Origin of the sequence: Brachyspira hyodysenteriae ATCC 27164 (genome assembly GCF_001676785.2) — a bacterium.
In the GTDB taxonomy this organism is placed as follows: domain Bacteria; phylum Spirochaetota; class Brachyspiria; order Brachyspirales; family Brachyspiraceae; genus Brachyspira; species Brachyspira hyodysenteriae.
This window is the reverse complement of record NZ_CP015910.2, coordinates 1,960,987-1,975,632: the sequence shown is the minus strand read 5'-3', so window position 1 is coordinate 1,975,632 and position 14,646 is coordinate 1,960,987. Positions and strand designations below refer to the sequence as shown.

Here is a 14,646-nt window from a genome sequence, read left to right as displayed (position 1 = left end):
TTAAAATTATTGTATATTTTTAAGCATATCAGCTTCTATTGCTTTAATATCTCCTTTTGCTTCCTGAATAGCTTTTATTTCTGATCTTCTTTGCTCCAATAATTCTTCCTGACCTTGTTTATCCAAAGTAGCTTTTTTAGCAAAATATGTATCGCTTATAAGTTTATCAGCCATTCTCAAAGTTCTGTCTGACACTATTGCTTTATCTGATGCATTTTCTGCTTTAGACATATCAAAACTTGCATCAGTTTTTAAAGCTCCTTCAGGTACTCCATCAAGTATACTTCCTTTCCATTCCAATTTAGGATGATAACTATATGTAATATAATTAAAATGTTCAGCATTCTTTATTTCATTATTATCAACGAATATATCCAAAGCCTCATTAGCAGTTTCATTTAATAAAAACATTTTATTTTTACCGTATTCAGTATATATTTTTTGAATACATTCTAAATTTTGAAAATCATTATTATTGATGAGCTTTCCCATTTCTGAATCAAAATCTACTTCCAAATTATCTTTCAAAAGTAAAGTATAATGTACTACACCGCCTCTTCCTCCTGTATAGTGATACTCGCTTGAAACCATTAATTCTTCTTTTCCGTCATTATTGATATCACATAAGAAGAAAGATGGAGAATACAAAGACCAACGCGAATACATTGCTTCTCTTACATAATCTGAATATTCTTCTTCATTAAATTTACCAAAACTTATAAATTTAGAGTCTTTGGTATAATCTTTCAAATCATTTGTAGAAATTAAATTAATTTTGGCAGATTCTATATTATTTATATTGCCAAGTCTGAAATTATAATTTTTTATCTCTTCAAATGAAGCATATAAATTATCTTTTATGAACTCAGGATTATAATAATGTATATTTACTGGTCCGTTCATAGTGCTTTCAATTAAAAATGTATTTTTCTTAAACTCAAGTAAATTAAGATCGTTCCATCCATTATAGGCATCATAGGTATCAAGATCATAATATGCTAAATACTCATTTATATTATCATCTGTTAACCTATTTTTTATATAAGTTCTTATATATTTGTTTATTATATTTGTATTAACTATTTCTGGTACTATCATTAATGAAGCTATATTTGCTGTACCATCATATACAATTGAAGTTAAAGAATAATTATTTTCATTAAATACATCTATATAGCCTTCATTTTTTACAATATATTTATAAAAACCATTATTATAGGCATCAATAACTAATTTCTCTGCCCTTAAAGAACTAGGGGCTTCTATTATATAATCAACTAATTTCATTTTATTGCTGTAAGCATTATCATCATCATAACTTGTTATTATCATAGCTATATTAGTTCCGCCTGCCTTTTTCCATTCTGTTAAATACTTTTTTTCTTCTTCAAAATAGTAAAGCGAATCTATAGCAAAATGTGATAAGAACAAAGCTAAATAAACATCAGCATCTTTTTTATTTAATTTTAATAATTCCTCTCTTGCTTTTTTTAATGCTAAATTTTGATCAACATATAAATATTCAGATACATAATATTCTGTCAAGTCTTCATTATATCTATCATAGCTATATAATGGTATTACAAAAGGTTCATAATTAACATTTGATATATACTCTATAGAATATTTTTTTCTTTCATCATCATTTGCAAATTTACTATTAAGAAAATCAAAATTCCTTTTTGCATATTCATCATTTTCTCTTTCATTTTTAAGATATTCATCAAATTTAGCTTTATCTACTCTAATGCCTTTATAAACATATTTCATATCAAAGAATTCTTTTTGATTATTTGTTTGTGAAGTATTAGTTTGAATATTTTGAGATTGTGATGTTTGATTAGTTTGAGCATTTTTTTCTGATTGACTTGTTTCTTTGTTACCGCTGTTATCGCCTCCGCATGAAATTACAGCAGTCATTAAAATAAATGCTGCAATTATAGAAATAATATTTTTCATATAGTACTCTATATATGTATTGTTATTTTTTATGGAATGATAAATTATAACAAACAAAAAATCAATTGTAAATCAATTAGTTTTTTGTAAATAAAATTGAAATAATATATTCAATTATATTTTTATTACTAATTAAAAAATAATATTTGTATTTTTTTAAAAACCATATATATTTATATACTTTATATAAATATATTTTTTAATAATAGGTTTTTATGAATTCATCTATATTGTTATCTTCTATAATAATTATACTATGCATAATAGTAAGCAAAATTTCGGTTAAAGTAGGTGTACCATCTCTTTTACTCTTTTTAGTTTTGGGAATGGTTTTTGGTACAGATGGTATTTTAAAAATAGAGTTTAATGATTATAAAATTGCTGAAGAACTATGTACTATAACATTGATATTCATTATGTTTTACGGAGGATTCGGCACTAATTGGAAAGCTGCAAAACCTGTAGCAAAGCAGGCATTTCTTCTTTCATTTGTAGGTACTTTTATAACATCTATGATTACAGGATTATTATGCCATTATTTGCTTAAATTAAATTTTTTTGAAAGTTTTTTAATAGGTTCTGTTGTAGGATCAACTGATGCTGCTTCAGTGTTCTCAATACTTCGTTCTAGGAGTTTAAACCTTAAAGACGGACTTGCTTCATTGCTTGAGCTTGAAAGCGGAAGTAATGACCCCATGTCTTATATGCTTACAGTTATATTTTTAGGGCTTATAGGAAAGACTCTTACATCTCCTTTAGCTATTGCCTATATGGTTTTTTCTCAAATAGTTTTTGCTTTGGCAGTTGCAGCAGCTGTATCTTTTATGGCTTATAATATGTTAAAAAGGTTCAGATTTCCTATTAATGGACTTGATACTATATTTGTACTTGCTGTGGCATTGCTTTCATATTCTCTTTCTTCTGTTATAGGAGGAAACGGATATTTAACTGTTTATGTAGTTGGTATAGTTTTGGGAAATACAAAGATTAAAAATAAAGTTGCTTTAGTTCATTTCTTTGACGGTGTCACTGGGCTTATGCAAATGGTTCTGTTTTTCTTACTTGGACTTTTATCTTTTCCTTCAAGAATATTAAGTGTAGCACCAACTTCTATTTATGTGGCATTATTTGTAACATTAGCAGCAAGACCTATAGCTGTATTTGCCATATTAACACCATTTAAAATATCATTTAAAAAACAGATTCTTGTTATGGCAGCAGGACTTAGAGGAGCAGCTTCAATAGTATTTGCTATATTTGTAATAGTTAATAATAATTCTATAAGTTATGATATATTTCATGTGGTATTTTTCCTAGCTATAATATCTGTATTGCTTCAGGGTACATTGCTTCCTATAATAGCTAAAAAGCTTGATTTGGTAGACTCTGATGAAGATGTACTTAAAACTTTCAACGACTATGTTGATGATTCAGATATGGAGCTTATACAGGTAAAAATACCTCCTACACATCATTGGGTGGGAAGACCTATTATGGAAATAGAACTTCCTGAAGAATCTATTATAGTAACAGTAGAAAGGGGAGATAGTACTATTATTCCTCATGGTAAAACTGTAATAGAGCAGGGGGATGTTGTTATACTTAATGCTAAAAAAACTAAATATTATGATATTAGTCTTAGAGAGATACATATTAATAATCGTCATCCTTGGAAAGATAAGCAATTAAAAGATTTAAATTTGCCTAAAAATAATTTAATAGTTATGATAAAGAGGGAAGGCGGAACTGTTATACCTAGAGGAAATACAACTATTAAATATAAAGATATAGTGCTCCTTAGAGATGTTTAATTTTTTATATTTATTTTTTACTATAGTTTCTATGAATGGTTATATTATATAGTATTTTTCATAAATAATCTCCCACTTTTATTTAGCTTTAATTTAATAAAGCTAAATAAAAGTGACTATTATTTCTAGTTTACAATAAAAATTAATTTAAAAATCTAATATAACGGATTTATTTCTTCCTGTTTCTTTAGCATTATATAATGATTGATCTGCTTTATTTATAAAAGTTCTTAAAGTTGTATTTTCCTCTTTTATAGCACCTCCTAAAGATGCTGTTGCTTTTAGAGAATATTCTTCTGTAGATAAATCAGTTTCTATTATTGAGTTTCTTATTTCTTCCATAGCATTAAAAAGATCATTTTTATTATTAATATCAATTACTATAATAAATTCTTCTCCTCCATATCTTGCCAATACAGATTTATATTTTATATTTTTTAAAGAATCTTTCATTACCTTTGAAATTAATTTTAATACATGATCTCCTATATTATGTCCGTAAGTATCATTATAATGTTTGAATTTATCTAAATCTACTATTACTATAGAATATATTTCATTTGTAGTTTCTTTTTCCTGCAAATATTTTATTATATATCCGCGATTGTATAAACCTGTAAGTTTGTCTCTATTTGCCAAAAATGAGAGCTTTTCACTATATAATATTATTGACAGATAATTTATAAGTACTTCCATTTCATCTTTATTTTTATCTGCATTAACTATTATATAACCAAATTTATTACCTCTGGCAAATAAAGTATATTCTCTATTATTTTTTTTATCATTAATAACTAATTTATTTTTAGATGTATACCATAATCTGGCTTCTTCACTGCCTTCCTTATAAAAATAAACAGCAAAACTTTTTATAAAATCTTTAGAGCTTGCTTCAAAAGTTTTTATTATTCCATCTACAGAAAAAGGTTCTGGTATATCATTTAATATATTTATTACTTTAATAATATCATTCATAGCAAAACATTATACAAAAATAAAAATTTATTTCAAATACTAATATTTATAAAATATAAAAATAAGGGACTCTCATATAAGAATCCCTTAATTTTATTAACTATTAAATATTTATTATCTTCTTCCTCTTAAGAATTTCTTTATAGGTATAAAATCAGCAGGATTTAATGCCACACCATTTCTTCTAACTTCAAAATGTAAATGGCTTCCTGTAGATCTTCCTGTGCTTCCCATTCTTCCTATCATTACACCAACACCTACAGTAGCACCTGCTCTTGTAGTTATAGAATTAAGGTGTCCGTAATATGTAGTATAACCTTTATCATGACGAACTATTACTAAATTACCATAACCGCCGCTGTATCCTGCAAATATTACTTTTCCTTTTCTAGCAGCATATACAGGAGTATTAAGTCTTCCAGGTATATCAACCCCCATATGTTTAGTTCTAACACCTGTTATAGGGTGTACTCTGTATCCGAATACACTGCTTATTCTAGTTATAGTTGTAGGAATACTGAACATCTGTCCAAATTTATCTATTCTTTCATCTAAAGTATATTTAGCTCCTGGTAAGAATATATCATCTCCAACTTCAATATCATTAGGATCACTTATTTTATTGAAAGAAAGAACTCTGTTTAATGATACATCATATCTTTCAGCTATTTCTTCTATAGATTCATCTTTTTTTATTGTATATAATAATCCGTTACGATTTGGTATTACAATTTTTTGTCCTGGTCTTAATCTATTAGCATTAGTGATTTTATTAACACTAACCAAAGTATCTAAGTTAGCACCTATTTTCCTTGATATTGTAGTAAGATTATCTCCTTCTTCTATAATATATTCATCATATTTCATACCTATAGTACCGTCTCCTACTAAAGTATTATCAGAAGTTATAGAATTATAAAATATATCTGTGGCATTTTCTAAAGTTACTGCTGATGTTACTGTAGGTACTTCAGATATGCTTGAAGTATTATAACTTACTTGCTCAGGAGATATTTCATCTAATATTTTAGAATATGCATTATTAGCAAGCATTTTATCTTCTACAACCACTTCTTTGGAAGTATGACGCATATTTATTATTAAAAAATTAGCTAAAATCATAAATAGTGATAATGACACTACAGCTAATGAAAACTTTTTAATTATTGTTAAGAATATATTATTTTTTTTATCATTTCCTGTATATCTTGTAGAATGAACATAAGTTGTTCTTATTCTTTGAATATTATTTGATTTTATAAATTTAGACTTGATTTTGAATAATATATCTTCCATATAAGAGATAATATTATTGTTATTACGTATTTTGGTGTACTTAAATTTGTTATTTTTCATATTGTTACTGTTAAATTAATACTTGTTTATTACTAATAAATAATTTATTCTAATATACAAATATTTTATAGTATTGTCAAGTATATAATTTTTTTTAATTAAAATTTTTTCTTAGTTATATAATCGGCAATCTCATTGAATGAATTTAAATAATAATTGTTATTTAATTCTAACAAAATGTTTTTATCAGTTATTCCATATAGAACTAACAAACATTTTATACTTGAATTGCATGCAAATTCATAATCAGGTATTCCGTCTCCAACCATAATAGTTTCATCTTCTATTAAACCATAATCTTTTTTTAAGCTATGCCATATATTAACATCAGGCTTCCTGTATGGATAAACACCATCTCCTATAACTGCTTTAAAATATTTTGTTATATTTAATTTTTCTACTGTTTTTATAGCCATTTTGTTAGGTTTATTACTTATTACAAACATATTTATATTGTTATTATATAATAGTTCTAAAGTTTCATAAACTCCGTCATAAGCTTTAGTGTTGTCTACACAATGTTCTTCATAGTATTTTATATAGAATTTATATACTTCTTCTTCAATTTCTTCATTATTACTATATTTATTAACAGCTTTTTTTATAAGAAGTTTTGCTCCATTTCCAACGAATTTATGAGTATCTTCAATGGATATAGCTTGTAAATTGAAATGTTTTAATGAAGTATTTACACAATTATATATGTCTGATATAGAATCAGCTAAAGTTCCGTCTAAATCGAATATTATATTTTTTATCATAATTAATCAGCTATTTTTTAACATTTCTCTGTTATTAACTTTTTTTATGCCTCTAACGGTATTGTTTCTAAGTTCTTTCAATTCTCTTTTTAATCTTCTTTTCTGATATGATTCCAATCTGTCTATAAAAGATATTCCATTTGTATGATCTATTTCATGCTGAAGCACTTTAGCTATATAATTTTCAGCTTCAAGTATCTGTTCATTACCGTCTCTGTCTAAATATTTTACTTTAATTTGAGTATATCTGGCAACATCATCTCTTATTTCAGGGAAAGAAAGACATCCTTCTTCTAAACTTTCAGTTTCATCATTATGCCATATTATCTCTGGATTTATTAAGGCTAATTTGAAATCAGGTTTTTCTTCATCATCAAAATCAGGAACAGATATAACTACGAGTCTCTTTAATACTCCTATCTGAACAGCAGCAAGTCCTACTCCTCTCTCTTTATACATAGTTTCAAACATATCATCTATTAAAGTAAGTATTTCATCATCTATCTTTTCTATCTTTTCAGATACTTTCTGTAATCTTTCATCTCCGTATATAACTAATTCTCTTAGCATATTATCTCCTAAATTATATATCTATAAAAGTTATTTACAATTATTATTAATTAATATTAAATCTAATATATAATATTAAATTTTTTATTTATAGTCAAGCGATTTTTTAGTTTACATAATTTTTTTGTTAATTATAAGTTAAAATCTTAAAATTCCTTTGACAAATGATTTTTTTGTAGTAGAATACATTTTATGATGAGAGTTGCATATTTCGATTTGGATAAAACTATATTAAATAAAGATTCCATATTTCCATTTATGATGTTCTATTTAAAAAAGAATCCTTCAAGTATAATGCATTATATAGCCTTGATACCTTATTTTTTATTGTTTTGTTTAAAAATAATAGATAATCAAAGCATAAAATACCAAATAGCGCATATATTCAAAAATATAGATATAGAATTCGGTGATAAAATAGGTAAAGAATTTGCTGATGAAATTGTTCCTAAATTATATTATAAAGATGCCTTAGATGAAATAAAGAAATTAAAAAATCAAGGCTATACATTGATTTTAGTAACTGCTAGTTTTGAGATTTATGCAAAATATATAGCAGAGAATTTAGGTTTTGACAGATGTATGGGCACTGAATTATGGACTTTCAGAGGAAAATACACAGGATATATGTATGGAAAGAATTGTTATGGCAAGGCTAAAAGATACAGATTATTTACTGAACATTTTTTTCCTCATCATAGCGATAAAAATATAGCTTATAGTGATTCTATAAGTGATTTACCTCTTTTTGATTTTGCCGACACTAAAGTATGCGTTAATCCTGATAATAGATTAAAAGAGCATGCTTTAAAAAATAAAGATAAAGGTTTTACTATAGTTAATTGGAGATAATATGACTGAAAATATTAATAATATCTATGATAATGCAGCAATAGATGAAGATATTAAAGATATAATAAAAGAAAATAATGATATTATTGCAGAAAAAATTAACAAACTTATAGATATAAATAATATTTCTTATGCCAAAAAATTAGCTTTAGAACTTATAAAAAAAGATAATCAATATAAATATGGATATTTAGTTTTAATAGATATATATTATGAAGAAAATGATTTCAAATCAGTAATAGAATTGATTGATAATGCTCTTAATTTTATAAAAGATGATAAGGATTTACTTGAAAATAAGATAGAGGCACTTATAAGCACTTATGAATATGAAGAAGCAAAGAATGTAATAGAAAAGCTAATATCTTTCGGAAATGCTGATTCTAGTGTTTACGGACAGTATGGAATTCTTCTTTCTATAGAAGGAAAACATAATGAGGCTATAGAAAAATATAAAAAAGCAATATCTATAGATAATGAAGATGTTTTATCTATGATTAATATGTCTGTAGCTTATAGGGCATTATATAAATATGATGATGCTTTAAATATTTTAGACAGAGCATTAACTATAAATAAAAATGATTCAAACATAATAAACAGAATAAATAATATAAAATATTTAATAGATAATTCAAAATTTGATACAGGAAGATTAACAGCAATACAGGCTAATCCTGACAGATTTAATTTATTAGTTCCGGAAAATTTCGATGCCTCTATAGAAGGATCTTTATTAAAAATAGAAAGTCCTGATAAGAGAATATCAATAATCATCAGCTATAGCGATAAAAAATATGATGAAGCTGCTATAAAAGAGCTTTTTGACGGATTTAGAAGCAGAAGAGGGGAGCTTTACTCTATAATTACACCTATATCCATAAGACAAAGAGAAAAATATAATGATCTATTTGCAGAGTATATATTCATTTCAAAGATAAATAAAAATGATTTCTTTAATGCCATAACTGTAGTGGGTAAGGGTGAAGAATCTATCATACTTACAATATCATCAACTGTTATAGTAAGCAGTAATTTAATATCATTCGCTAAAGAAGTTATGAATAGTTTGTATTTCAAATAAAAATATAAAATTTAATCTAATTATAATACATTTTATAAAATAGTATTTTACGATATTGATTGTTAAATTAATATATACTGAAATTTTTAAGTTTGTCAATTTTTTTATTCAACTTTTTCCCGCCGCACACCGCAGGTGGACTTCGTCAAAGTTGCTGCCGCAGGCACGCTTCGCGAAAGTGCAAGTATAAAATTAGTAGTAAATTATATTAAAATTGTATTACATGTAAGATATTTTATTAAATTAAATCCAAATGTAGCCTTTCGCGAAGCGTATCCGAGTTTATCGATGATATAAGCTTCTCGCCTGCCGAAGGCACGCACAGTGTCGGCAAAAGAAGTGTGGATGTTACGAAGTACGCAGAGTGGTGGGTAAAGCCACCACAAACAATAAAATTAAAATTGGCAAAATATAGTTGTTTAGGTATATACCTATATAATTTACATAATATAATCCTAAAAAAATATTAAAGCACTTTTTCATTAAACCGACAATATTCATAAGTATAATTTTATAATTTAGAGGTTATAACTATGAGTATGTTTGCTGATACAACCTATGCTAAAACTATGACAGTAGCCAAGAAGCTTTTAAATGTTTATGGACTTAGAGCTGAGGTTATAGCCGATAATATAGCAAATGTATCTACACCTAATTTCAAAAGAAGCGATGTAACTTTTGAATATCAGCTTGCTAGAGCTTTAGATAGTGAAAATTATAATGGTATGGAAGCTAAAAGAACTGATTCAAGACATTTTCCTTTTCATATGCCTATGGATTATAAACAAGTTTCACCTACTATTACAGTAGATTATGATACTAGCTATAGAAATGATAAAAACAATGTTGATATAGATAAAGAAATGGCTGAAGAAGCTAAAAACACTTTAAGATATCAAATGTTTACACAAATAGTTAATGCTCAATATAGAGAAATCAGAAGAATGATAGGTAATGCTTGATTAGTATTATTTAAATTCTTAAAGGAGTAACAGAAATGGGAATATTTTCAATTATAAATACATCAGGAAGCGGTTTAACTGCTCAAAGAACTAGATTAGATGTTATAGCTGATAATATAGCAAATGTTAATACAACAAGAACTACAGAGGGCGGAGCTTTTAGAAGAAGCAGAGTAATATTCAAGCCTAGAGATGACGGCAATAAATACAGAAGCCCATTTTTACCAGATGCTTTACAGCCTAATGTTGGTACAGGAGTAAGAGTATTCAGCATAGAAAAGGATATGGAAACTGCAACTAGATTCGTATATGATCCTTCTCACCCTGATGCTATCAAATATGGTGAAAAAGCTGGTTATGTAGAAATGCCAAACGTTAACCCTGTTACAGAAATGGTTGATATGATGGAAGCTTCAAGAGCTTATGAGGCAAACTCTACTATGATTCAGTCAGCTAAAACTATGTTTGGAAGTGCTTTGAATATAATAAGATATTAATTTTTTACGACAGCAATAATATTTTAAGGATATTTTTATGAATATTAATAATGTAATGAATGCTTATAGTATGAACAATACAAGAACAGGTAATGTAGGAGATAATTACGGATTCGTACTAAAAACTACTGACCCTAGACATTATGGACCTGCTCAGCAGTTAAGAAGAAGTTCAAGCAATGATTTAATAAGCAATTTCGGTACAATGTTAAGCGATGCTATTGATGCTGTAAATCAGAAGCAGGTTGACAGAGATAATATAATAGTTCAAGCTGGTATTAGACCGGATCAGGTTGATGTATCAGATGTAATGAACGCCATTGCTGAAGCAGAATTATCTCTTAGCTTTACAAAGGCTGTAATTGATAGAGCTGTAAGAGCTTATCAAGAAGTAACTACTTATAGATAATAAATTCATCAAATAAATTAGTAATAATGAACAATAATAAGCTGTTCTCCTTCAAAAAAGAGTTATTAAGGGCAAGCGTTTATGGTGTAATAGCCATAGCGTTTGCCAACTTAATTTTCTTTTCAATCTATAACAATAATCAAATATATATAACTATAATTTTAATAATACTTGAAATAATAACACTCGTATTTTTATATATTGATGCTTCTAATATTAATAAAAGAAAATTATTATTCATAAAAAATAATTCTATATTAGAGCATAATATAAATAAAACAGTAAGCAAAGAAAATATAATAGACAGATTAAGATATTTTGGTTATAGTATGTATTCAATTAATTCATCAAGAGTTTTTATAAATGCTGATGTTATAAAAAATAAAAAATCTATTATAATACATGCTTACTATTTTTTTCTAGTTGATATTGATAAAGACGGAGAGGCTGTTCTAAACAATATAAGAAATGAACTTAATGAAATATTTGATTTATATGTAGATGATAATCAAAAACTTTTCAAAAAAGATGATAACGATAAAGACAAAATAGTAAAAGCTAAATTATATAATCATGCCGTTTTTCTTTTCTATGGTGATAATATACCAAGCCGAATGATCGAAATGTCTGAATATGGATATACAAAAGAAAAATTATTAAACAGCAATGCACAAATATTCAGCATATCATATTTACCTAGTCAAAATAAATTGTATTTCGCTGATGCAATAGAAAATGTAATAAATATGAATAAGTTTCCAAAGAATGATTTTGTTTATATTATAAAAGATATATTTTCTATATAGATTATATTATTCAATTTAAAATATAAAAACTTTCATATATTTTTTATTCTTTATAAAATAAATTAATATAAAATACTAATTTTATTGATATCTCTTAATAAATATATATACTAATATATATACCATAATTATATTATAAAGGATTATTTTATGACCGTAGAAGAATTTAACAGCAAATATTTGGTAACTAGAGAAGGAACCAACTCTCAAAAATGGGAAACTTTAAAAGATAGGAGATTTAAAGTTGATGGACTTTTACCTATGTGGGTTGCTGATATGGAGTTTAAAGCTCCTGATGAAGTTCTTGATGCTTTGAATAAAAGAGTAGCTCATGGAGTTTTTGGTTATACAGTTTTATGGGATAGTTATTTTGAAGCATTTTTCAATTGGCAGAAAAGCAGATATAATATTGATTTGAAAGAAGAATGGATATCTTTTTCTACTGGTGTTGTTACAGCTTTGTATTGGCTTGTTAATGCTTTCACTAATAAAGGAGATAGCGTTGTTATACTTACTCCTGTTTATTATCCTTTTCATAATGCTGTTAAGGACAATGAAAGAAAATTAGTAAAATGCGAACTTAAAAATGATAATGGAGTATTTAGCATAGATTTTAATAAATTAGAAGATGATATAGTAAAAAATAATGTTAAATTGATGATATTTTGTAATCCTCATAATCCTGCCGGAAGAGTATGGACTGATGAGGAAATAGATAAAACTTTCGATATATGTAAAAAGCATAATGTATATATTATTTCTGATGAAATTCACCAGGATATAAATTTAGGTGTAAGACCTTTCATTTCAGCACTTTCTATAAAAAATAAAGATAAATATATTGATAAATTGATTGTTTTAACTTCTGCTTCAAAAACATTCAATTTAGCATGTCTTTTAAATTCTCATATTGTTATACCAGATGAAAAAATGAGAGATATATATAACAAATATGTTAATACAGTTAATAGAACAGAATTAAGTCTTTTAGGTATGGTTGCTACAGAGGCAGCATATAAATACGGATCAGATTGGCTTGATGGATTATTAAAAACATTAAAACGCAATTATGAATATATGAGAGATGAATTGAAAGCAAAAGTTCCTGATATAATAACAACTCCTTTAGAAGGAACATATTTGGCTTTTATGGATTTAAGAAAAGTTGTTAATCCTGATAGAGTTAAAGAGTTTATACAGGATGATTGTAAAATAGCTATAGACTTTGGAGAATGGTTCTCTGATAATTGCAAAGGCTTTATAAGAGTAAATCTTGCTACAGATTTTAAATATATAGAAGAATTTGTAAATAAAGTAAGTTCACAATTAAAAAATAAAAATTATAAATAATAAAAAGGAGGAAATATGAAAAGTTCTTTTTGGAAAAATTATAGGTTTCCTATACTCTTAGTTTCTGGAGTAATTGTTGGAAGTATATTAGGTATAATACTTAAAGAGAAAGCTGCAGTTTTAAAGCCTTTTGGTGATATATTTATTAATGTTCTTTTTACTGTAGTTGTTCCTTTAATATTTTTGTCTATTACCAATTCTATTATTCAAATGGATAATATGAAAAGATTAGGTAAAATAGTAGCTTCAATGTTTATTGTATTTATTATTACAGGACTTATTGCAGCTGCTGTTATGATAATAACAGTAAGAGTATTTAATCCTGCAGAAGGTTTTACTATGCCTGTTACACAAGTGGAAGATCCTAATCCTCCTAAAATATCAGAGCAATTGGTAAAAATGGTAACAGTTACAGATTTTAAAGATTTGCTTTCTATAAGTAATATGCTTCCTCTTATAGTATTTTCTTTATTCTTTGGTTTTTCTATAAAGTTGGTTGGAGAGAAAGCTAAACCTATAATTCCAGTCATTGAAGCTGCAACATTAGCCTTAATGAAATTGGTTAGTATTATAATGTATTATGCTCCTATAGGTTTAGGTGCTTATTTTGCCAATTTGGTAGGAAAGTTCGGACCTGAATTGATAGGTACTTATGCAAGAGCTTGTGCAGTTTATTATCCTGCTGCATTCTTATATTTCTTTATTTTCTTCCCTATATACGGTTATATTGCTGCCGGAAAATATGGTGTAAAATCTATGAAGTATTTAATAACTCCTATGATTACATCTTTATCAACTCAGAGTTCTATAGCAACATTGCCTATAAACTTAGAAGCATCTGAAAAAATAGGTGTTAGCGAAGATGTAAGAAATATTGTTTTACCAATAGGAGCAACAGCTCATATGGATGGTACTTGTTTAAGCGGTATATTAAAAATAGCTTTCCTTTATGGTGTATTTGGTATGAACTTTACAGGTATTGATGTTTGGATAGGTTCTATAATATTTGTTACTCTTGCTGGAATGGCTAATGGTGCTATACCTGGCGGCGGACTTATTAGTGAAATGCTTATAGTTTCTATATATGGATTCCCTCCAGAGGCATTCCCTCTAATAGCTACTATAGGTATACTTGTTGATCCTCCTGCTACTATGGTAAACTCTGTTGGTGATAATGTTGCAGGAATGTTGGTTTCTAGAATAGTAGAAGGAAAAGATTGGTTTAAAAATAGAATTGTAAGTAATAATTAAAAT

Annotated in this window: 14 protein-coding genes; 9 read left to right on the top strand and 5 right to left on the bottom strand. The window is 26.7% G+C overall.

Annotated features, from left to right (window positions below):
- Positions 1–6: 6 nt before the first annotated feature.
- A complete protein-coding gene (locus BHYOB78_RS08645; RefSeq protein ID WP_020063867.1) occupies positions 7–1,959 on the bottom strand; it encodes a lysozyme inhibitor LprI family protein in 1,953 nt (650 codons plus the stop codon).
- A gap of 215 nt (positions 1,960–2,174) precedes the next feature.
- Here BHYOB78_RS08645 and BHYOB78_RS08640 point away from each other — a divergent pair, with 215 nt between their 5' ends.
- On the top strand, positions 2,175–3,770 hold the full coding sequence (locus BHYOB78_RS08640; protein WP_020063866.1) for a potassium/proton antiporter: 1,596 nt from the start codon (positions 2,175–2,177) through the stop codon (positions 3,768–3,770).
- A 147-nt stretch (positions 3,771–3,917) separates the two neighbouring features.
- Here BHYOB78_RS08640 and BHYOB78_RS08635 read toward each other — a convergent pair whose 3' ends face one another.
- The 4 genes from BHYOB78_RS08635 to def form a co-directional block, all read right to left on the bottom strand.
- Positions 3,918–4,745, bottom strand: a complete 828-nt coding sequence (locus BHYOB78_RS08635) for a GGDEF domain-containing protein (protein ID WP_020063865.1) — start codon at positions 4,743–4,745, stop codon at positions 3,918–3,920.
- Between the two features lie 114 nt (positions 4,746–4,859).
- A complete protein-coding gene (locus BHYOB78_RS08630; RefSeq protein WP_020063864.1) occupies positions 4,860–6,101 on the bottom strand; it encodes a M23 family metallopeptidase in 1,242 nt (413 codons plus the stop codon).
- A 98-nt stretch (positions 6,102–6,199) separates the two neighbouring features.
- Positions 6,200–6,862: an HAD family hydrolase gene (locus BHYOB78_RS08625; RefSeq protein ID WP_020063863.1), complete on the bottom strand. Its 663-nt coding sequence runs from the start codon at positions 6,860–6,862 to the stop codon at positions 6,200–6,202.
- Between the two features lie 6 nt (positions 6,863–6,868).
- On the bottom strand, positions 6,869–7,432 hold the full coding sequence (def, locus tag BHYOB78_RS08620) for a peptide deformylase (RefSeq protein WP_020063862.1): 564 nt from the start codon (positions 7,430–7,432) through the stop codon (positions 6,869–6,871).
- 192 nt (positions 7,433–7,624) lie between these two features.
- Between def and BHYOB78_RS08615 the strand changes: the two genes are divergently transcribed.
- The 8 genes from BHYOB78_RS08615 to BHYOB78_RS08580 all read left to right on the top strand — a co-directional run bounded on the left by BHYOB78_RS08615 (position 7,625) and on the right by BHYOB78_RS08580 (position 14,643).
- Complete coding sequence (locus tag BHYOB78_RS08615) at positions 7,625–8,284, top strand: HAD family hydrolase (protein ID WP_020063861.1); 660 nt, start codon at positions 7,625–7,627, stop codon at positions 8,282–8,284.
- A gap of 1 nt (position 8,285) precedes the next feature.
- A complete protein-coding gene (locus tag BHYOB78_RS08610) occupies positions 8,286–9,368 on the top strand; it encodes a tetratricopeptide repeat protein (protein WP_020063860.1) in 1,083 nt (360 codons plus the stop codon).
- A 533-nt stretch (positions 9,369–9,901) separates the two neighbouring features.
- Positions 9,902–10,330, top strand: coding sequence for a flagellar basal body rod protein FlgB (flgB, locus tag BHYOB78_RS08605; protein WP_012670386.1), 429 nt, complete (start codon positions 9,902–9,904; stop codon positions 10,328–10,330).
- Between the two features lie 35 nt (positions 10,331–10,365).
- Complete coding sequence (gene flgC / locus BHYOB78_RS08600; RefSeq protein ID WP_012670385.1) at positions 10,366–10,827, top strand: flagellar basal body rod protein FlgC; 462 nt, start codon at positions 10,366–10,368, stop codon at positions 10,825–10,827.
- A 37-nt stretch (positions 10,828–10,864) separates the two neighbouring features.
- Positions 10,865–11,236: a flagellar hook-basal body complex protein FliE gene (gene fliE / locus BHYOB78_RS08595; RefSeq protein ID WP_012670384.1), complete on the top strand. Its 372-nt coding sequence runs from the start codon at positions 10,865–10,867 to the stop codon at positions 11,234–11,236.
- Positions 11,237–11,262: 26 nt separating this feature from the next.
- Positions 11,263–12,042 (top strand): hypothetical protein, encoded by a 780-nt coding sequence (locus tag BHYOB78_RS08590; RefSeq protein ID WP_020063859.1) that lies wholly within the window; start codon positions 11,263–11,265, stop codon positions 12,040–12,042.
- A gap of 150 nt (positions 12,043–12,192) precedes the next feature.
- Positions 12,193–13,392, top strand: a complete 1,200-nt coding sequence (locus BHYOB78_RS08585) for a MalY/PatB family protein (RefSeq protein WP_020063858.1) — start codon at positions 12,193–12,195, stop codon at positions 13,390–13,392.
- Between the two features lie 15 nt (positions 13,393–13,407).
- Entirely contained in the window at positions 13,408–14,643 is a 1,236-nt protein-coding gene (locus BHYOB78_RS08580) for a dicarboxylate/amino acid:cation symporter (protein WP_020063857.1), read from the top strand.
- Positions 14,644–14,646: the final 3 nt, after the last annotated feature.

Excerpts from the sequence above, each read along its gene's own strand:
- BHYOB78_RS08645 (WP_020063867.1), bottom strand. The coding sequence starts at position 1,959 with ATGAAAAATATTATTTCTATAATTGCAGCATTTATTTTAATGACTGCT.
- BHYOB78_RS08640 (WP_020063866.1), top strand. The coding sequence starts at position 2,175 with ATGAATTCATCTATATTGTTATCTTCTATAATAATTATACTATGCATA.
- BHYOB78_RS08635 (WP_020063865.1), bottom strand. The coding sequence starts at position 4,745 with ATGAATGATATTATTAAAGTAATAAATATATTAAATGATATACCAGAA.
- BHYOB78_RS08630 (WP_020063864.1), bottom strand. The coding sequence starts at position 6,101 with ATGAAAAATAACAAATTTAAGTACACCAAAATACGTAATAACAATAAT.
- BHYOB78_RS08625 (WP_020063863.1), bottom strand. The coding sequence starts at position 6,862 with ATGATAAAAAATATAATATTCGATTTAGACGGAACTTTAGCTGATTCT.
- def (WP_020063862.1), bottom strand. The coding sequence starts at position 7,432 with ATGCTAAGAGAATTAGTTATATACGGAGATGAAAGATTACAGAAAGTA.
- BHYOB78_RS08615 (WP_020063861.1), top strand. The coding sequence starts at position 7,625 with ATGATGAGAGTTGCATATTTCGATTTGGATAAAACTATATTAAATAAA.
- BHYOB78_RS08610 (WP_020063860.1), top strand. The coding sequence starts at position 8,286 with ATGACTGAAAATATTAATAATATCTATGATAATGCAGCAATAGATGAA.
- flgB (WP_012670386.1), top strand. The coding sequence starts at position 9,902 with ATGAGTATGTTTGCTGATACAACCTATGCTAAAACTATGACAGTAGCC.
- flgC (WP_012670385.1), top strand. The coding sequence starts at position 10,366 with ATGGGAATATTTTCAATTATAAATACATCAGGAAGCGGTTTAACTGCT.
- fliE (WP_012670384.1), top strand. The coding sequence starts at position 10,865 with ATGAATATTAATAATGTAATGAATGCTTATAGTATGAACAATACAAGA.
- BHYOB78_RS08590 (WP_020063859.1), top strand. The coding sequence starts at position 11,263 with ATGAACAATAATAAGCTGTTCTCCTTCAAAAAAGAGTTATTAAGGGCA.
- BHYOB78_RS08585 (WP_020063858.1), top strand. The coding sequence starts at position 12,193 with ATGACCGTAGAAGAATTTAACAGCAAATATTTGGTAACTAGAGAAGGA.
- BHYOB78_RS08580 (WP_020063857.1), top strand. The coding sequence starts at position 13,408 with ATGAAAAGTTCTTTTTGGAAAAATTATAGGTTTCCTATACTCTTAGTT.